This window comes from Krasilnikovia sp. MM14-A1004 (assembly GCF_047159485.1).
Classification (GTDB): Bacteria; Actinomycetota; Actinomycetes; order Mycobacteriales; family Micromonosporaceae; genus Actinoplanes.
Genome location: NZ_AP038773.1, coordinates 3,735,967 through 3,754,653, shown reverse-complemented (window position 1 = coordinate 3,754,653; position 18,687 = coordinate 3,735,967). Strand labels below are relative to the sequence as shown.

Genomic DNA, 18,687 nt, shown 5'->3' with positions numbered 1-18,687 from the left:
ATCGGCTCGGTCATGAGGCACCTCTGGGGTTGATGGTCAGCCCGCGCCGCCCGTCGGGGCGCTTGGCGAACAGGCCCGGCCGTCCCGGGTGGACCTGGTCGCCGCCGACCAGGTGGAAACTCTCCACGGTGGCCTTCTCGGTCATGCCGGGGCCGCCCTCGCAGTCCAGGGAGCAGCCGGCCGAGGCGGCCTGGGCTTCCAGGGCGGCCGCGTCCCTGTGGTGCGCGGCCGGGATGACGTAGCGCTCGTCGTACTTGGCGATGGCCAGCAGCCGGTACATCGCCTCGACCTGCGCGGCGCTCATCCCGATGCCGTCGAGCAGGTCCTGCGCGACAGTGCCGTCCAGGGTGCGGGCCCGCATGTAGGAGCGCATGGCGGCCAGTTTCATCAGTACGCCCGCGACGGCCCCGGCGTCACCGGCGGTGAACAGCTCCGCCAGGTACTCCACCGGGATGCGCAGCTCGCGGATGGTGTGGAAGACGTCGTCGGCGTCGGTGTCGTCGCGTCCCGCCGCGCCGACCGCGTCCAGTACGGGCGACAGCGGTGGCACGTACCAGACCATCGGCAGGGTGCGGTACTCCGGGTGCAGCGGCAGCGCGATCCTGTACTCGCTGATCAGCCGCCACACCGGCGACCGCCCCGCCGCGTCGATCCACACCTCGGGCAGGCCCGACTCGCGGGCGGCCTGCTGTACCGCCGGGTCGTGCGGGTCGAGGAACACCGCGCGCTGCGCGTCCAGCAGGTCCTTCTCGTCGGCCACCGACGCGGCGGCCAGCACGGCGTCCTCGTCGTACAGGACGATGCCGAGGTAGCGCAGCCGCCCGACGCAGGTCTCCGAGCAGATGGTGGGCTGCCCGGCCTCGATGCGCGGGAAGCAGAACGTGCACTTCTCGGCCTTGCCGGTGGCGTGGTTGACGTACACCTTCTTGTACGGGCAGGCCGACACGCACATCCGCCAGCCGCGGCACCGATCCTGGTCGACCAGCACGATGCCGTCCTCTTCCCGCTTGTACATGGCCCCCGACGGGCAGGCCGACACGCAGGCCGGGTTGAGGCAGTGCTCGCAGATGCGCGGCAGGTGGAACATGAACGTCTTCTCGAACTCGAACTTCACCCGCGCCGCCGCCTCGGCGGGCATGCGGGCGATGTTCGGGTCGGTGCCCGCGTTCTCGTGCGCCCCGCCGAGGCTGTCCTCCCAGTTGGCGCCCCAGGTGAGCGCCATCGGCTCGCCGGTGATCGCCGAGTGGGGCCGCTTGACAGGGGTGTCCTTCAGGCCGGCGGGCGCATTGACGAGGATGTCCTTGTCGAACGTCGCAGGCTCGTAGTAGTCGTCCAACGTGGGCAGATCCGGGTTGGCGAAGATCCGGGTGAGCCGCTTGAGGCGCCCGCCGGAACGCAACGTCAGCCGCCCCTTCGCGTCGAGCTGCCAGCCGCCGTGCCAGCGGTCCTGGTCCTCGTAGTGCTTCGGATAGCCGATGCCCGGCTTCGTCTCGACGTTGTTGAACCAGACGTACTCGGTGCCCTCCCGGTTGGTCCAGGTCTGCTTGCACGTCACGGAGCAGGTGTGGCAGCCGATGCACTTGTCGAGGTTCATCACCATGGCGACCTGCGCGCGGATACGCATCAGTACTCCACCTCCTGCGTACGGCGGCGGATCACGGTGATCTCGTCGCGCTGGCTGCCGATCGGGCCGTAGTAGTTGAACGCGTACGTGAACTGGGCGTGCCCGCCCGCCAGATGCGTCGGCTTGATCAGCAGCCGGGTCATGGAGTTGTGGTAGCCGCCGCGGCGGCCGCTCTTCTCCGCCTTCGGGACGTTCACGGTGCGCTCGGGGGAGTGGTACTGGAACACGGTCCCCTCGGGCATCCGGTGGCTGACCACGGCGCGGGCCACCACGACGCCGTTGCGGTTGTGGGCCTCGATCCAGTCGTTGTCGGCGACGCCGATCTTCGCGGCGTCCTCGACGCTCATCCAGATCACCGGGCCGCCGCGGGACAGCGCCAGCATCAGCTCGTTGTCGTGGTACATCGAGTGGATCGACCACTTGGCGTGCGGGGTCAGGAACCGTACGGTCAGCCCGCCGTCGACCAGCTCACCCGGCTTTCCGAAGTGCCGGGCCATGTTCAGCGGCGGCCGGAACGCGGGCAGCTGCTCACCCAGCTCCGCCACCCAGTCGTGCTCCACGAAGAAGTGCTGGCGGCCGGTGATGGTGTGCCACGGCTTGAGCCGCTCCACGTTGAGCGTGAACGGCGAGTACCGGCGCCCGCCCTTCTCCGATCCGGACCATTCCGGGCTGGTGAAGACCGGCTGCGGCGCGTCCTGCGTGTCCGGGTACGTGATCCGGTCGCTCTCGTGCCCGGCGATCAGGTCGGCGAACGGCTGCCCCGTACGCTGCTCCAGCGCGGCGAAGCCCGCCGCGGCGACCCGGCCGTTGGTGGTGCCGGACAGCGCGAGGATCGCCTCGCACATCCGGTCGGCGGTGGCGATGGACGGCCGGCCGGCGCACGGGCCGTCGGCGATCACACCGTTCTGGTGGCGCAGGTACTCGATCTCCGGGGTGACGTCCACCGTGATCGCCTTGGTGGTGGTGCCGAGCTTGTCGAGCAGCGGGCCGACCGCGCGCATCTTCGCGCCGATCAGCGTGTAGTCGCGTTCGATCTCGATGAGCTTCGGCATGGTCCTGCCCGGCTCAGGCGCGCATTCGCCGGTCCGGTAGTCGCGCACGCGGCCGCCCGGCATGGCCAGCTCGTCCGGGGTGTCGTGCTGCAGCGGCGCGGCCAGCACGTCGCGGCGGACGCCCAGGTGGGTCATGGCGAGCGCGCTGACCTTGTCGGCCAGGGCCAGGAACGTGTCGTAGTCGGTGTGCGCGTCGCCGGGCGGCTCGACCGCCGGGCTGAACGCGTGCACGAACGGGTGCATGTCCGTGGTGGAGATGTCGTGCTTCTCGTACCAGGTGGCGGCGGGCAGCACCAGGTCGGCGTGCAGGCCGGTGTTGGTCATCCGGAAGTCCAGCGCGGTCAGCAGGTCGAGCTTGCCGACCGGCGCCTCGTCGCGCCACGCCACGTCGCGTGGCCGGTGGTCGCTGGCGCACTCCTCGGCGGTGGCGGACGAGTCGATGCCGAGCAGGTGCCGCATGAAGTACTCGTTGCCCTTGCCGGAGGAGCCGAGCAGGTTGGCCCGCCACAGCGTGAGGCAGCGGGGGAAGTTCGCCGGGTCGTCCGGGTCCTCGGCGACACCCTTGAGCGTGCCCGCCTGCAGTTCCGCCACGATGTGCTCGCTGACCGTACGGCCCGCCGCCGCGGCCTCGTCGGTCAGATCCAGGGGGTTGCGGTTGAACGCCGGGTGCCCCGGGCTCCACCCCATCCGCTGCGCGGCCGCGACGGTGTCCGCGAAGGACATCCCGGCGAACCGTCCGGTGCCCAGCGGCGACGACAGCTCGTCGGCCGGGACCCTCTCGTAGCGCCACTGGTCGGTGTGCAGATACCAGAACGGGGTGCTGGCCTGGTGCCGGGTCGGCCGCTGCCAGTCGAACGCGAACGACAGGTGCTGCTGCCCCGTGACCGGCCGCGCCTTCTCCTGCCCGACGTAGTGCGCCCAGCCGCCGCCGTTGACGCCCTGGCAGCCGGTCAGCGTGACCAGCGAGATGAACGCCCGGTAGGTCATGTCGGAGTGGAACCACTGGTTCGCGCCCGCGCCCAGCACGATCAGCGAGCGGCCCTTGCTCCGCTCGGCGTTGCGGGCGAACTCGCGGCCGATCCGGGCGGCCAGCTTCGCGGGTACGCCGGTGATCCGCTCCTGCCAGGCCGGGGTGTTGGGGGAGTCGGCGTCGTCGTAGCCGGTCGGCCACTGGCCGGGCAGGTCGCCGCGGCGCACCCCGTACTGGGCCATGAGCAGGTCGAAGACGGAGGTGACCAGGTGCCCGTTGAGGTGCATGACGGGCACGCCGCGGCGGATCGTGGTGCCGCCCTCGGTGTCGCCGACGTCGAAGCGGGCCAGGTCCACCGCGACGGCCTCGTCGGCGCGGCCGTGCAGGCCCAGCGCGGGCACCACGTCGCCGAGGTCGAGGTTCCAGCGGCCCGGCTCGCCGTACCGGAAACCCAGCGAGCCGTTGGGCACGACCGGCAGGCCGGTGCGCTCGTCGATCAGGACGGTCTTGTGTGCACCGTCGTCCGCGCCCAGGTCGGCGGCGGTGAGGAAGCGGTCCGCCGCCCACCCGCCGTCGGCGGTCTCCCGCAGCGTGACCAGGAACGGCAGGTCTGTGTACTTCCGCACGTAGTCGAGGAAGTACGGCACCTCGCGGTCGCGGAAGAACTCCGTGAGCACCACGTGACCCATCGCCATGGCCAGGGCGCCGTCCGTGCCGGGGTGCGGGGCCAGCCAGTCGTCGGCGAACTTCACGTTGTCCGCGTAGTCCGGGCTGACCGCCACCACCTTCGTGCCGCGGTACCGCGCCTCCGCGAGGAAATGCGCGTCGGGGGTGCGGGTCACCGGGATGTTCGAGCCCCACATCATCAGGTACGTGGCGTTCCACCAGTCGCCGGCCTCGGGCACGTCCGTTTGGTCGCCCCAGATCTGCGGCGAGGCGATCGGCAGGTCGGCGTACCAGTCGTAGAAGCTCAGCAGGGTGCCGCCGAGCAGCGAGTGGTAGCGGGTGCCCGCCGCGAACGACGCCATCGACATCGCCGGGATGGGGGAGAACCCGACGACCCGGTCCGGTCCGTACGTCTTGGTGGTGTAGACGTGCGCGGCTGCCATCATGGTGATCGCCTCGTCCCAGCCGGCGCGCACGAACCCGCCGCGCCCCCGCTGGGACTTGTACGCCCGCGCCTTCAGCGGGTTCTCCACGATCTCCGCCCAGGCCAGCACGGGATCGCCCAGGCGCTCGTGCGCCTCACGGAACATCTCGGCCAGCACGCCGCGGATGTAGGGGTGGCGCACCCGCGACGGCGAATATTCGTACCAGGAGAAGGAGGCGCCGCGGGGGCAGCCGCGCGGCTCGTAGTCCGGCGAGTCGGGGCCGGTGGTGGGGTAGTCGGTGGCCTGGTGCTCCCAGGTGATCAGCCCGTCCTTGACGAAGACGTTCCACGAGCAGGAGCCGGTGCAGTTGACCCCGTGCGTGGAGCGGACCACCCTGTCGTAGCGCCACCGGTCGCGGTAGAACGCCTCCCAGTCGCCGTCACCGATCTGGTGCAGCGTACGGCCGTGGTCACCGACGGTCTCCCGGGTCAGGAAGCGGCGGGCGGCCAGCAGGGGCGCCGTACCGGGAACCTGGTCGGTGGCGGGCGGCGGGGCGACCTCGGGGTGGCGGTGCGGTGACACGGGGGGCGCTCCTCGGGGCGGTGCGCGACGGCCCGGCGGCCGTCGGTACCGCGCGGATGCGGGGTACGTACCCACGGTTGCGCAGCACTGATCTTCCCGACGGGAGGCGGCGGACCCGAGCTTGCCGGGACCAAAGTCCCGGTGTGCCCGGGCCGACGACGCCGGCAGTGATCCGTCCCACATTCCGGCCCGGTCCGGCGGTCCGAATCCATCGGAATGGATGTGCCGCGGGCATCGCCGGCCGGTCCGGCCCGGAGGGCCGAAGGTCCCTATCCGCTGGCAGTTGTGCGCCCCGACACTGGGCCGCAGCCGAGTAGGAGGGAGGACATGCATGCCGCAGATCCGGGGGCGGGCGGGTCTGGTCCAGCCCGCCCCCAGGGAACCGCGGCACCCCGATCCGGTCGGCGCTCAGGGCCTGTCGCGTTCCAGTGTCTGGTGGGGCGCGCAGCCGTAGGCGGTGCGGTAGTAGTGCGCGAAGCGACCGGCGTGGAAGAAGCCCCAGTCGGCGGCGATCCGGATGACCGTGGCCCCGGTGGCGGGGTCGGTGGCCAGCAGCTCCTGGTGGGCGTGCCGGAGCCGGACCTGACGCAGGTAGCCCATCGGGGTGGTGCCCCGGTAACGGCGGAAGACGTCCTGCAGGGTACGGATGGAGATCCGCGCCGCCGAGGCGATGTCGGCGACGGTGATCTCGCGCTGGGCGTGGTCGTCGATGAAGGCGACGGCGCGGCGCAGGGTGGCCGGATGGGCGTCCCGGCGGTCCTGGCCGGTGGGCTCGGTCAGCGCGGTGCTGGGGAAGGTGCTCAGCACCGTGGACGCCAGGAACTGGGGCACGGTGGAGGCGATCAGCGCCGACTCCCTGTGCACCGCATCGGTGACGACGTGCGCCTGCAGGAAGGCGATGGTGCGCAGCAGATGGCGCCCCGCGGCGGGGGAGACCGGCCGGTAGCCGGTCAACCGGACCGGGACGTCGGCGCGGCGGGACGCGGCCACCTCGGAGAGCAACGACGGATCCAGCATGGTGATGCTGAACCGTGCACGGCTCTGGCAGCCGGCGTACGGCCGGTCGGGCTGAGCGGCCAGGAACACCTCACCGGCCGCGTGGCTGTCCCGGACACCGTCGGTCTCCACATGCGGGAAGGACCCGGACTCCACCCCGAACAGGGCGATGCGGCCCAACGGCTCGACGGCGTAGTCCGCCTCGAAACCGTAGTCGAGGCGATCCAGGCTGATCGGCCCCAACGTGTTACGGGTGGCGCGAAAGTGGTTCTGCTCCCGGCCGTTGGTCTGGAACCTTATCGACGCGTAGGCCGCCGCGATGTACTGCTCGATCGCGTCGAGGTTGTGACTCTCGAAGTCTGATCCCATGATGTCCCAACGCCGGCACCTGTGAGCCTGCGCCTGATCGGCGGGCCGGTCAAGGTGTCGGGGTGGGTGAGTCTTGAGTGGAACGGTCGGTGTGGCCACGAGGTGGCACCGTCACGCGGGGTGGGCGGCGGCGAACAGCACGGGTGACCCGCCATCGGGTAAGGTGCGCGGTGGTCCTGAGTACCAGCGACAAGCCCCGGCTGGCTGGTCGGCAACCCTCCTTTCCGCGGCGGGGTGCCTCCGGGGATGACCTGGCCCCGCCGCAGCGGTGGGGCAAGCGCGGATCGGCGGGGCCGATCCCTGGACACCACGCGGAGTCGACGTGTATCCGACCTCGGTTCATACCCTCGTGCCACCGCCCACGGCCGGCTCGGCGCCGCCGCGGCACCCCCTGGCCGTGCTGGGCGGCGACGTCACGGTGCGCGTCGCGGACGGCCGGCTGCTGCCGTACGCGAATCTGGACGTCGCGGCCACCGCCCCGTGCGCCGTGGTCGCCGCCGACGCGGTCACCCGGATGCTGCCGACCTACGCCAGCGTCCACCGGGGAGCCGGGGCGCTGTCGCAGCGGTGCACCCTCGCGTACGAGCGGGCCCGCGCCTCGGTGGCGCGATTCGTCGGCTGCCGCCCCGGTGACCAGGTGGTCTTCACCCGCAACAGCACGGACGCGCTGAACCTGCTGGCCCACGCCGTGCCCGCGGGCACGACGGTGCTGACGTTCGTCGGCGAGCATCACGCCAACCTGCTGCCGTGGCGCCGGGCGGTGCGCCTGCCCCTGCCCCGTACGCCCGACGAGGCGGTCGCGGCGGTGGACGAGGCACTGCGGCGGCACGGGCCCGCGCTGGTGGCCGTAACCGCGACCAGCAACGTCACGGGCGAGGTGTGGCCGGTCGCCGGGATCGCCCAGGTGGCGCACCGGTACGGCGCGCGGGTGGTGGTCGACGCCGCGCAGCTCGCGGCGCACGGTCCGGTGCGGATGGCCGCGCTCGGCGCCGACTACGTCGTGCTGTCCGGCCACAAGCTGTACGCGCCGTTCGGTGCCGGGGTGCTGGCGGGACGCGCCGACTGGCTCGACGCCGCCGAGCCCTACCTGCGCGGCGGCGGCGCTTCCGCGCACGTGGCCGTCGACGGGACGGTCCGCTGGACCGGCGGCCCGGCCCGGCACGAGGCGGGCACCCCGAACCTGGCCGGCGCGGTGGCGCTGGCCGCGGTCTGCGACACCCTGACGACGACCGGCTGGGCGGAGGTGACCCGGCACGAGCGGTGGCTGCTGGACCGGCTCGACGCGGGGCTGGCGGGGGTGCATCGGCTCGCCCTGTTCGGTGCCGGGCACCCGCGGACCGGCATCATCAGCTTCACGGTGCCGGGGTTGGAGTCGGCGGAGGTGGCCCGCCGCCTCGCCGACGAATTCGGCATCGGTGTCCGCGACGGACTGTTCTGCGCCCACCCGCTGACCCGCCACCTGCTGGCCGCCGCCGCGCCGGCCGCCGCCGCGCCCGCCACGGCGGTGCGGGCCAGCATCGGCGCCGGGACCACGGCGGAGCACGTCGACCGGCTGGTCGCCGCGGTCGCGCAGATCGCCGGACGGTAGCCCCGGCGCGGGCGAGGCGCGTCCGGCCGGCACTTCGGGCGGGGCGTGCGGGCCCGGGGTTGGCGTCGCGGTCCGGTGGTGACATGGAACTCTCCCCTGGTTTTGACGGTGTTTGACGTTATAACGTTGAACACCGTGGAAACCGAACGGACAGGCCCCAGCGGGGAGACGATCGACACCCAGCGGTACCGGGCCCTGGGCTCCGACAGCCGGGTGGAGATCCTGAGCCTCGTCCGCGCCGCCGCCGGTGGCCTGACCGCCGCCGACGTGGCCGCCCACACCGGTCAGCACCTGTCCACCACCCGTACCCACCTGGACCGGCTGGTCGACGCCGGGCTGCTGGTCAAGGCGCGGGCCAGCGGGGGTGCACCGGGCCGCCCGGCCTGGCGTTACCGCGCCACCGCCGCCGACCCCGCCCCGGCGCCGTACCGGGCGCTGGCGACGGCGCTGCTCGATCACCTGCCCGCGACCGCCGGTGGGGACGTCCGCGACGCCGCCGCCCGGGTGGGCCGGGACTGGGGACGCCGGCTCGCCGCCGCCGCTGCGCCCCACGACGACCCGGTGGACACGGTCTCGGCCGTTCTGGCCGGACTGGGCTTCGAGCCGGAGCGCCAGCCCGCCCCGCCGGGCGGTGCCGTCGAGGTGCATCTGCGTACGTGTCCCTTCCTGGAACTCGTCGGGCAGAACCCGGATGCGATGTGCGGCCTGCACCTCGGTGTCGTGCGCGGCGTCCTCGGCCACCACGGGATCGGTGGCGACGACGCCGTGCTGGAGCCCTTCGGCGCCCCCGACGCCTGCGTGATCCGTCTTCCCCTGACGCCGGTGGGCCCCTCCGCCGCCGGGGGTGGGGCGGCCCGGCGGCCCGGTCGCGCAACGGCATCAACGAGCCGCACAGCGGCACCGGCCGCAGCGGCACCGGCTGCGCCGCCGCGGGCACCGCGATGAGTGCCACCGGCCTGGCCCGGCCGCAGTCCCCGCCGTGGCGCCGGTCCGTACGCCGGTTCGTCCCGCCGCAGCACGGGGCCTGGGCGATGCTGCTGGTGCCCTACCTCGTCGGGGTGCTGGCCGCCGGGTTCGGCTGGGCGCACGTGCCGCTGCTCGGCGCCTGGCTGGCCGGTTACCTGCTGTCGTACTACGCGCTGCAGGCGGTCAAGACCCGCCGACCGCGCCGCTTCCGCGCCCAGCTGCTGCTGTACGCCCCGGTCACCGCCCTACTCGGTGGCCTGGTTGTGCTGGCCCAGCCGCGGGTGCTGGGCTATGCACCGATCTTCGCGCTGCTGCTGGCCGTCAACGCCGTGTACGCCGCGCGCCGCGACGAGCGGGCCCTGGTCAACGACCTCGTCTCCGTCGTGCAGAGCTGCCTCATGGTGTTCGTCGCCGCGGCGGTCGCCGGCGTCGCACCCGGCCGCGTGAGCGTCGCGTTCGGCGCGGTCCTGCTGTATTTCGCCGGGACGGTCTTCTACGTCAAGACGATGATCAGGGAACGCGGAAACCCCACCTACCACCGGCTGTCGGTCTGCTACCACGTGGCGGCGGTCGCGGTGGCCGCCTGGCTGGCGTGGCCGTTGTCCGTGCTGTTCGCCGCGCTGGCGGTACGCGCCCTCGCGCTGCCGTCGCGTTCCCTCCGCCCCGGTCAGGTCGGCCTGATCGAGGTCGCCGCCTGCGTGCTGCTGGCGGAGACCGTCACCCTGCTCTGATTCGCGGCCGGGTATCCCGGCCGCGGATCACCGCTCGAACGCCAGCTCCACGAGCCGTCCCACCAGTGACACGTAGTCGATCCCGCACGCCGCCCACACCTTGGGGTACATGGAGTGCGCGGTGAAGCCCGGCATCGTGTTCAGCTCGTTGACGTACAGTTCCCCGGCCGCCTCGTCGAACAGCAGGTCCACCCGGGACAGACCCCATCCGCCGACCGCGGTGAACGCGGCCAGCGCCAGCTCCCGTACCCGGTCGGCGACGGCCCCGGGCAGGTCGGCCGGAACCGTCATCGGGTCCGCGTCGCCGAAGTATTTCTGCTGGTAGTCGAACCAGCCGCCGGTGACGGCCACCTCGCCCACGACGGACGCCGCGGGCTCCCACCCACCGAGCACGCCGCACTCGATCTCCCGCCCGTCGACACCCTGCTCGATCAGCACGAGGGAGTCGTGTTCCAGCGCGGTCTCCACGGCCGCGGCCAGGTCGTCGCCGTCGGCGACCCGGGTGATGCCGATCGACGAGCCCATCCGCGCGGGCTTGACGAACAGCGGCCGCCGCAACCCGGCGGCCAGCGCCTCCGGGTCGGCCGCGGTGCGCCAGGTGTGCCGGTCGAACCACACGTACGGGGTGACCGGCACGCCCTCGGCGACGAACGCCCGCTTCATCGCGACCTTGTTCATCCCCACCGCGGACGCCGCGATGTCACACCCGACGTACGGCACACCCAGCGCCTCCAGCACCCCCTGCACGACCCCGTCCTCGCCGAACGGACCGTGCAGCACCGGGAACACCACCTCGCAGGTGGCCAGTTCCGTCCCGTCGGCACAGATCGCCAGCGTCCGGGGCGCGGCACCGCGGCGCAGCTCGACCCCGGGCCCGGTCACCTCCAGCGCGTCGTCGATCGCCCGCGCGACACCCGTACGGTCGCGCAGCTTCTCCAGCACCTCGTCCGGGACCAGCCGGTAGCCGCCGTCGCGGGTGACGCCCACGGCGGACACCCGGTGACCGCCCTCGGTCAGGGCGCGCAGCACGCCCAGCGCCGACGCGCACGAGACGTCGTGTTCGGCCGACGGGCCACCGAAGAGAACCGCGATGTTCATGCCGCACTGCCTTCCATGAGCCGGCCGACCAGGTCGGCCTCGACGTTGCCGCCGGTCAGCAGGACGCCGACCGTACGGTGGGAGTCGGCGACCCGCAGCGCGCCCGCGAGGGCGGCCGCGCCGGACGGCTCGACGACGAGTTTGAGATGCGTGACGATCAGCCGGAACGCGTGCGCGATCGCGTCGTCGCCGACGCGGACCGGGTCGATGCCGGAGTCGCGCAGCACCCGGAACGGCAGCGCGCCCACACAGGCCGGGCGCAGGCCGTCGGCCAGCGTCGCCGCCGGCGTGACGGGCACCCGGTGCCCGGCGGCGAGGCTGCGGGCCAGCGAGTCGCATCCGTACGGTTCGACGCCGTACACGTCGATGCCGCGGCCCGTGGCGGCCAGCACCGCGCCCGCCGCCCCACCACCCCCGCCGACCGGTACGACCAGCGCGTCCAGCGGGGTGCCCGCCGCCTCGGCCGCCTCGATCAGTTCCAGCGCGGCGGTGCCCTGCCCGGCCACGACGTCCGGGTGGTCGTACGCGTCGATCACCGGGTAGCCGGTGTCCGCGTGGACCTGGCGGACCACCTCGTGCGGGTCGCCTTCGGCGCGCAGGACGCAGGCGCCCGCGGCGGCGGCCCGGGCCACCTTTCCGGGCGGCGCGTCGGCGGGCAGCACCACGACGGCGGCCAGCCCGTGGCGCCGGGCGGCCTGCGCGACGGCGGCCGCGTGGTTGCCGGTGCTCTGGCACACCACCCCCGCGGCGCGCCCGGCGTCGGCCAGCCGGCCCACCGCGACGGTCGCCCCGCGCATCTTGTACGAGCCGCTGTGCTGCAGGTTCTCGGCCTTCAGCAGCAGCCGGGCACCGGCCAGCCCGTCCAGTTCCGGGCTGCCCAGCACCGGCGTCGGCACGATCCGCCCGGCCAGATAGCGGGCTGCGTCGGCCACATCGGCCTGATTGAGTTCCCGTTCGGTGACGGTTGGCGGCACGGTCCCACGTCCTTCCCCGGTGATTGACCCGGCCGAGTGTCACAGCGGGTCACCCGGAGCGGCCTCGGGCCAGGGACGGATCATGGTGGGCCGCTGTGCGACTTTCGGCCGAGGCCGTCGCGGGCCGGCGCACGCTGCGGAAACACGGGGTCACGGACCGCACGCGACGAGCCGCGGCCGGCGGGGGTGACCCCACCGGCCGCGGCTCCGCGCCGGACCCGTGCTCAGTGGAACTGCAGCATGTCCGGGTTCGCGGCGAGCGCCGCCACCTGCTCGGCGGTGAACGGCATCGTCTTCAGCGGCGGCTTCGGCGCGCGGACCCTTCCGGGGGCGTCCGGCGGCGTGCTGCTTTCCTCGCTACGCATGCCCTGGTCACCGATGACGACGAGCACTCCGCCCTGCAGGCGCCGGCTGGCCGCGATGTGCTTGCCCGCCTTGTCGGCCCAGGACGTGATCTCGATCCGTACGCCACCGACGTCCCGGGTGGCGCACTGGGTGACGGCGTCGGCATGGCAGCGCGGCAACGGCGTGCCCGCGGCGAGGATCTGGGCGACGAGAGCGCCCTCCCGGCCGTCCTGCTGCACCACCACCACGAAGCCCGCGACACTCATGGCGCCCTTGCGCGGTGCCGGGTGGGCCGCGTCCGGCAGGACGCTGTGCGGGTCCAGGCTGTCGTCGTGGTCGACCGGCAGGGGCGCCGCGGTGGCACCGGCCGGCACCGCCGTGACCAGCAGCTCGCGCATCTTTTCACTGTGGACGAGCGCGGCACGGGCGGGTGGCAGGCCGGTCGACGCCCGCGCCTTGGTCGGGCCGGTCGCGGCGGCGGCGGGCGCGAGGCCGTGGCCGCCCTGACCGGCGGCGGGCGCGCCGGCCGTCCCGGCGTAAACACCTCCGGCCGCGAGCGCGGACGCGGTCAGCAGACCGGCCGCGGCCATGCCGCCCCGGCGGTGGCGCTGCGCCGAGCGGCGGGCCTGCGCCAGCACCGCGTCGCCGCTCCGCAGCGGCGGTGGGGACTCCACCAGCCGGTCGCACATGTCCTTGATGTCGGTCACAGTCGTCCTCCAGCGATTGTGTGGGCCAGTTCCGGATCGGCAGCGGTGAGCGCGTCCCGCAGCGCGGCGAGGCCGCGAGAGGTCTGGCTCTTGACCGTGCCGGTGGCGCATCCGAGGATGTCGGCAACCTGCTCGACCGGCAGATCGGCCCAGAACCGCAGCACCAGTACGGCCCGATAGCGTGGCGCCAGGGTGGCCAGCGCGGCCCGGACCAGCATGCGGTCACCCGGCTCCATGCCGCCCGGTTCGGCGCCGTCGAGCGCGGGGCTCTCCGGCACCGTGGCATGCTCCCGGCGCCAGGGGCGTCGCCGTTCGTCCAGGAAGGCCCGAACCAGTACCCGCCGGGCGTACCCGTCGAGACTGTCGCGTTGCTCGATCCGGTGCCACGCCCGGTAGAGCTTCGTGAAGGCGGTCTGCGTCAGATCCTCCGCCAGATGCCAGTCGCCGCACAGCAGGTACGCGGTGTTGCGCAGATGGTTGCCGCGCGCGGCGTAGTACGCGGCGAACGCCTCGTCCACGTCCGTGCGACCGGATCGCCGTAGCAATCTCATGCCTTCGTTCGCTCCCCTCAACCTCGGTCACGGTAGACACGAGACGAAGGGCGCTCCAGGTTCCCCGGTGGACGAAAAACGGCGGCCCGCGGGTGGTGGATCCCGCGGGCCGCCGTCGGGGAGGGTCAGAGTGCGGAGTTCAGGGCGGGCAGGTAACCGCTCTTGTAGCCGGTGCCCGTCGGGTGGAAGGAGTCGGTCGGCGGGATCACCGTCAGGCCGTGCAGCCAGGCGCTGGGCCCGCAGATGCCGTGCCCGGCGAACTCGTCGCTGACGTCCGACCAGATGAATCCGGCGGCCTGGGCGTGGGCCTTGATGGCCTTGTTGAGTTCGACGGCGCCGCTGTTGAGGGACTTGCGCTTGGGAATGCTCATGCCGGCGAAGCCGCAGCTCGGTGCGTTCTCGTCGAACAGGATCGGGTAGCCGAGCACGACGACCGTCGCGTTCGGTGCCTTCTGCCGGATCTCGCGGTAGGTGGCGTCGAACTTGGCGGGCATCTGTTCGTTGAGCACCTTCAGCCCGTCGGCGACCTTGGCGGCGCACCCGCTGTCGCTGGACAGCGTGCACGTGATGATGGTCGACGCGAAGCCGACGTCGTTGCCGCCGATGGTCACGGTGACGAGGTCGGTGCCGGCGTTCAGTGCCGACAGTTGGCTCGAGCGCAGCGAGTCGGTGGTGGCACCGCTGCAGGCGACCGAGCGGAACGACGCCGGGTGGTTGGCGCTGTTCCACAGCCCCGGATACCCGTTGGGGCTGCGCAGGCAGACGCCGGTCTGTCCGGACGCGCCGACGCCGGACGAGTAGGAGTCGCCGAGCGCGACGTAGTCCCAGTCGGACGTGCCGGACGCGGCGTTGGCGGGGGCGGCGGTGGCGACGGTCAGCAGGATGGACGAGATGAGGCAGGCGAGGGCGGTGGTGGCTCTGCTCATCGGGGGGCCTCCGGATCCACGAAGGGAAAAGGGGGCCGAAGCGCTCCGGTTACTGACGAGTATGTCAATATCCCGAGCGAATTAACATAGTGACATAGTTGTTAACGTGTTGTAACATGCATCAATGTGACCTGCATGAACGTCATGCGGCCATGTCCCCGCGCTAACCGCCGAAAATATCCCGGCCGCACCACCGGTCCGCGCATTTATCGGGCCCGGTGTAATTGCACTGCGTCGCGGTGGAGAAATGTCCCCGCGAAATCCGATCCGCGCTCGGTCCGCCCGATCACCTTTCGTCCTGGTTGGTGGTTTCGGGCTGGTCAGCTCGGGTTTGTCGGCCGCAGGGGCGAGGCGCCCGAACTCTCCGCACGGCATGCTGGTCCGGTTCCGCCGCCGGTCATCGAGAGGTTTCGCGTGGAGCTGGAGCAGGAAGAAGGCCGTGGGCTGGCACGCCGGCGGGTACTGGGCCTACTGGGACTGTCGGCCCTCGCCGTGGCCACGGGCCGGGCCGTCGCGGGTGCATCGACACCCGCCGGGGCCACCACGGCCCTCGATCTCGCCTCGAACTCGGCGACGGCCGCGGCGTGGGGCGGAGCGGTGCGCTACCGGCGCGGCCGGGCGATGGTCGGTTCGTACCTGTCCCTGCACGGCCGTACCCTCACCCAGAGCCTGGCGCTGCGCCGCCGGCAGCTCGGCCGCGACCAGCGCATCGTGCACCTGTATTACCCGTGGTCGGACTACTACCCGGCCGCTCATCCGGAGGTGCCCGCCGAGGCGGTGCTCATGATCTCCTGGAAGGGCACGAGACTCAGCAGGATCAACAGCGGCGCCAGCGACCACCACATCGCCAAGATGGCGCGGCTGATGGCCGACATGAAGCGGCCCATCCTGCTGCGCTGGGGCTGGGAGATGAACGGCAACTGGTTCGCCTGGGACGGCGTCCACAACGCGAAGAAGCCGGCGCTGTACATCAAGGCGTGGCGGCGGATGCACCGCATCTTCCGCCAGCAGGGTGCCACGAACGTCGCCTGGGTCTGGGCCCCGAACTGGAATTCCGGCCCCGACGTCTCCTGGAACAAGTTCCAGCACTACTACCCGGGCGACGCGTACGTGGACTGGGTCGGTGTCTCCGGCTACAACTTCTCCAAGGAATCGCCGAAGACGCTGTTCAGCCCGATCGTCAAGGCGTACGGAAAGCGTAAGCCGATCATTCTGGCCGAGACCGCGGCCGTCGGGCACGGCCCGCACACCAAGGCCCGGTGGATCAAGAAATTCGCCAAGTACGTATCGGCCACGCCATCGATCGGCGCCGTTGTCTGGTTCGACACCGACACCCAGAAGGGCACCCGGCGCAACTTCCGCCCGGACACCGACGCGGAGTCCCTGGCGGCGTACCGGGCGATGGTGCGCTCGTCCCGCTTCTCCGGCTGAGGCCCGCACGGCGCCCGTGATTCGCGGGCGCCGTGCTCCGGCCTATTTGGTCGTACTCTTCCCGAGGTCGACGACCTTGTCCGCGGGCGGCGGCCGCAGGCCCGGCACCGGCTCGCCGAACCCGCTGAACGTCATAGCGGAGCCACCGTCGCCGGTCACCTGCAGCGGGTACGGTTCGCCGCTGGTCGCGATGAAGAGCAGCTGGCTGGGCTTTCCGTCGACCAGCGTGATCGCGGGCTGGCCCGCGACCTCCTTCTCGGCGCCCTTGGTCACGGTGCCGGTGGGCTTCAGCAGTTCGTCGACGTCGCCGGCGCTGAACAGCGCCGCGAACTGCTTGTCGCTGTCGGCCACCGTGATCCATCGGTCCCGGAAGGTCTTGGCGAACAGCTTCGCCTGCTTCGGGTCCAGCGACGCGCTCCAGAACTTTTCACTCGGCCGCATGTAGCGCTTGCCACCGATGGCCAGCAGGTCGACCCGCGCGCCGCCGACGGACATCGACCCCGCGAAATCCGCCCCGCTGACGCCGAAATCGACGGAGATCACCTGGCTGCCGTCGTTGACGGTGCCCTTGACCTGGAACGACTTCGCCTTCTTGAGGGCGTCCTTCGCCCGCTGCAGGATCTCGTCCGGCGCGAGCGCCGCGACGCCGTTCCCGGTGGGTGCCGACGGTGTGGCAGAGGCCGTGGCCGACGGGGTCGAGCGGGTCTCCGCATCCTGGCATCCGGCCAGCAGCGCCACCGCGCCGACGAGCGCGACCGTGGCCGACAAGCTTCTCTTCACAGGCCCGTTCCCATCCGGTGATCATGTCCATCGAGCGAGGTGACATTACCGATTCACCGGTGGCGGCACCGTCGTGCCCTGGCGTGCGCGCCCATCTGGCGAGACGGCCGGCGCGCGGCGCTTCCCACCACGCCACATCATGATTACGCTGAGTGACTGTGGCTGGTGGCTGTGGGCGATCGTTCCATGGCGCCGGCACGGACAATGTGATATCAACCATAGTCATCTTCGACCTACCGGCAAGTAACAATCACTCGACGCGAACGAGGTCACGGCTCGGCAACCGCCGGGTAACTCCTGCCGACCCACTCGAACCCACGAGCCCTTGTCCAACGTACTGAACGTCAACCGTCTGCTGCGGAGTCGACTGATGATCATTGGTGTAGTCAGGGAGTTACGCCTGGGTGAGACCCGGGTGGCGGCCACGCCCGCCACCGTTACGGAGCTCATCAAGCTGGGCTACGAGGTGGTGGTGGAGGCCGGTGCCGGTCTCGCCTCCTCGTTCGCCGACACGGCGTACGTTTCGTCCGGTGCGAGGATCGGTGACCCGTTGGTCGCCGACGTCGTGTTCGCCGTCAACGCGCCGACCAGGGAGCAACTCGACAGGCTCGCCAAGGGCACCACCGTGATCGGCATCCTGAACCCCCGGCTGGACCCCGACCTCGTCGAGGACCTGGCCCGGCGGCCGATCACCGCGCTGTCGATCGACGCGGTACCGCGCATCTCGCGGGCCCAGTCGCTGGACGTGCTGTCGTCGATGGCCAACATCGCCGGCTACCGCGCGGTGGTGGAGGCGGCACACGTCTTCGGCCGGTTCTTCACCGGGCAGGTGACCGCGGCGGGCAAGGTCCCGCCCGCCAAGGTGCTCGTCGCGGGCGCCGGTGTCGCCGGGCTCGCCGCGATCGGCGCCGCGGGCAGCCTCGGCGCGATCGTCCGGGCGACTGACCCGCGGCCCGAAGTCGCCGACCAGGTCAAGTCGCTGGGCGGGGAGTACCTGGCGGTCCAGGCCGCCGACGTGGAGGTCTCCGCCACCGGCTACGCCAAGGAGATGTCGGACGACTACAACGAGCGCGCCGCGCGGCTCTACGCCGAGCAGGCCGAGGACGTCGACATCATCATCACGACGGCGCTCATCCCCGGACGGCCCGCGCCCCGGCTGATCACCGCCGAGATGGTGGCGAGCATGAAGTCGGGCAGCGTGATCGTCGACATGGCCGCGGCCAACGGCGGCAACGTCGAGGGCACCGTGCCGGGCGAGACGGTCGTGACCGACAACGGCGTGACCATCATCGGCTACACCGACCTGGCCGGGCGGCTGCCCGCGCAGGCGTCCCAGCTGTTCGGCACCAACCTGGTGAACCTGATGAAGCTCCTGACCCCGGCCAAGGACGGCCGGCTGGTGCTGGACTTCGACGACGTCGTCCAGCGGTCGATGACCGTGGTCCGCGACGGCGAGCTGACCTGGCCGCCCCCGCCCGTCTCCGTGTCGGCCGCACCGGCGCAGACGCCCGCGACCCCGGTGGCCGCCGCGACCGAGAAGCACGCGAAGCAACCGCCGTCGACGCCGCGGCGGCTGGCCGTCGTCGGTGCCGGAGCCGCCGTACTGTTCCTGCTGGCCGCGCTGTCGCCGGCCGCCATGCGGGCCCATCTCACGGTCTTCGCGCTGGCGATCGTCATCGGCTACTACGTGATCGGGCACGTGCACCACGCCCTGCACACCCCGCTCATGTCGGTGACCAACGCGATCTCCGGGATCATCGTCGTCGGCGCCCTGCTGCAGCTCGGGCACGGCGACTACGTGGTGACCGCGCTGTCGTTCGTCGCCATCCTGCTGGCCAGCATCAACGTCTTCGGTGGCTTCGCGGTGACCCGTCGCATGCTCGCCATGTTCTCCAGGAGCTGACTC

General features: G+C 71.9%; 13 protein-coding genes, 1 pseudogene and 1 riboswitch. Of the genes and pseudogenes, 5 read left to right on the top strand and 9 right to left on the bottom strand.

The window, feature by feature from the left end:
• Nucleotides 1-10: 10 nt before the first annotated feature.
• The 3 genes from narH to ACMCNN_RS16335 form a co-directional block, all read right to left on the bottom strand.
• Nucleotides 11-1,624 carry a nitrate reductase subunit beta gene (gene narH, locus ACMCNN_RS16345; protein ID WP_412741355.1) on the bottom strand — a complete coding sequence of 538 codons (1,614 nt, stop codon included), beginning with the start codon at nt 1,622-1,624 and terminating at the stop codon, nt 11-13.
• A complete protein-coding gene (locus ACMCNN_RS16340; protein WP_412741354.1) occupies nt 1,624-5,319 on the bottom strand; it encodes a nitrate reductase subunit alpha in 3,696 nt (1,231 codons plus the stop codon). Before ACMCNN_RS16340 ends, narH begins: the two co-directional genes overlap by 1 nt.
• A 408-nt stretch (nt 5,320-5,727) precedes the next feature.
• Nucleotides 5,728-6,684 (bottom strand): helix-turn-helix transcriptional regulator, encoded by a 957-nt coding sequence (locus ACMCNN_RS16335; RefSeq protein ID WP_412741353.1) that lies wholly within the window; start codon nt 6,682-6,684, stop codon nt 5,728-5,730.
• 172 nt (nt 6,685-6,856) lie between these two features.
• Nucleotides 6,857-6,970, top strand: a riboswitch (SAM riboswitch).
• 63 nt (nt 6,971-7,033) lie between these two features.
• On the opposite strand from ACMCNN_RS16335, the gene ACMCNN_RS16330 reads away from it, so the two are divergent.
• The 3 genes and pseudogenes from ACMCNN_RS16330 to ACMCNN_RS16320 all read left to right on the top strand — a co-directional run bounded on the left by ACMCNN_RS16330 (nt 7,034) and on the right by ACMCNN_RS16320 (nt 9,969).
• The gene (locus ACMCNN_RS16330; protein WP_412741352.1) at nt 7,034-8,272 is read left to right on the top strand and encodes an aminotransferase class V-fold PLP-dependent enzyme; all 1,239 of its coding nucleotides are present in this window, start codon (nt 7,034-7,036) and stop codon (nt 8,270-8,272) included.
• Nucleotides 8,273-8,407: 135 nt separating this feature from the next.
• A pseudogene (locus ACMCNN_RS16325) lies at nt 8,408-9,088 on the top strand (helix-turn-helix transcriptional regulator); the annotation flags it as partial.
• A gap of 125 nt (nt 9,089-9,213) precedes the next feature.
• A complete protein-coding gene (locus tag ACMCNN_RS16320) occupies nt 9,214-9,969 on the top strand; it encodes a YwiC-like family protein (RefSeq protein ID WP_412741351.1) in 756 nt (251 codons plus the stop codon).
• A gap of 27 nt (nt 9,970-9,996) precedes the next feature.
• On the opposite strand, the gene ACMCNN_RS16315 is transcribed toward ACMCNN_RS16320, so the two are convergent.
• From ACMCNN_RS16315 to ACMCNN_RS16295, 5 genes are all read right to left on the bottom strand, one after another.
• The gene (locus tag ACMCNN_RS16315; protein ID WP_412741350.1) at nt 9,997-11,067 is read right to left on the bottom strand and encodes a D-alanine--D-alanine ligase family protein; all 1,071 of its coding nucleotides are present in this window, start codon (nt 11,065-11,067) and stop codon (nt 9,997-9,999) included.
• Nucleotides 11,064-12,041, bottom strand: a complete 978-nt coding sequence (locus ACMCNN_RS16310) for a threonine/serine dehydratase (RefSeq protein WP_412741349.1) — start codon at nt 12,039-12,041, stop codon at nt 11,064-11,066. The genes ACMCNN_RS16315 and ACMCNN_RS16310 overlap by 4 nt, the downstream gene beginning before the upstream one ends.
• Before the next feature lie 224 nt (nt 12,042-12,265).
• Nucleotides 12,266-13,093, bottom strand: a complete 828-nt coding sequence (locus ACMCNN_RS16305; protein WP_412741348.1) for a hypothetical protein — start codon at nt 13,091-13,093, stop codon at nt 12,266-12,268.
• On the bottom strand, nt 13,090-13,644 hold the full coding sequence (locus tag ACMCNN_RS16300) for a SigE family RNA polymerase sigma factor (protein ID WP_412741347.1): 555 nt from the start codon (nt 13,642-13,644) through the stop codon (nt 13,090-13,092). The genes ACMCNN_RS16305 and ACMCNN_RS16300 overlap by 4 nt, the downstream gene beginning before the upstream one ends.
• A gap of 125 nt (nt 13,645-13,769) precedes the next feature.
• A complete protein-coding gene (locus ACMCNN_RS16295) occupies nt 13,770-14,570 on the bottom strand; it encodes an SGNH/GDSL hydrolase family protein (protein WP_412741346.1) in 801 nt (266 codons plus the stop codon).
• Between the two features lie 414 nt (nt 14,571-14,984).
• On the opposite strand from ACMCNN_RS16295, the gene ACMCNN_RS16290 reads away from it, so the two are divergent.
• Nucleotides 14,985-16,001 (top strand): glycoside hydrolase family 26 protein, encoded by a 1,017-nt coding sequence (locus ACMCNN_RS16290; protein ID WP_412741345.1) that lies wholly within the window; start codon nt 14,985-14,987, stop codon nt 15,999-16,001.
• Between the two features lie 42 nt (nt 16,002-16,043).
• Here ACMCNN_RS16290 and ACMCNN_RS16285 read toward each other — a convergent pair whose 3' ends face one another.
• A complete protein-coding gene (locus ACMCNN_RS16285) occupies nt 16,044-16,781 on the bottom strand; it encodes a hypothetical protein (RefSeq protein ID WP_412741344.1) in 738 nt (245 codons plus the stop codon).
• Nucleotides 16,782-17,151: 370 nt separating this feature from the next.
• Here ACMCNN_RS16285 and ACMCNN_RS16280 point away from each other — a divergent pair, with 370 nt between their 5' ends.
• Nucleotides 17,152-18,684, top strand: a complete 1,533-nt coding sequence (locus ACMCNN_RS16280; protein WP_412741343.1) for a Re/Si-specific NAD(P)(+) transhydrogenase subunit alpha — start codon at nt 17,152-17,154, stop codon at nt 18,682-18,684.
• Nucleotides 18,685-18,687 lie beyond the last annotated feature (3 nt).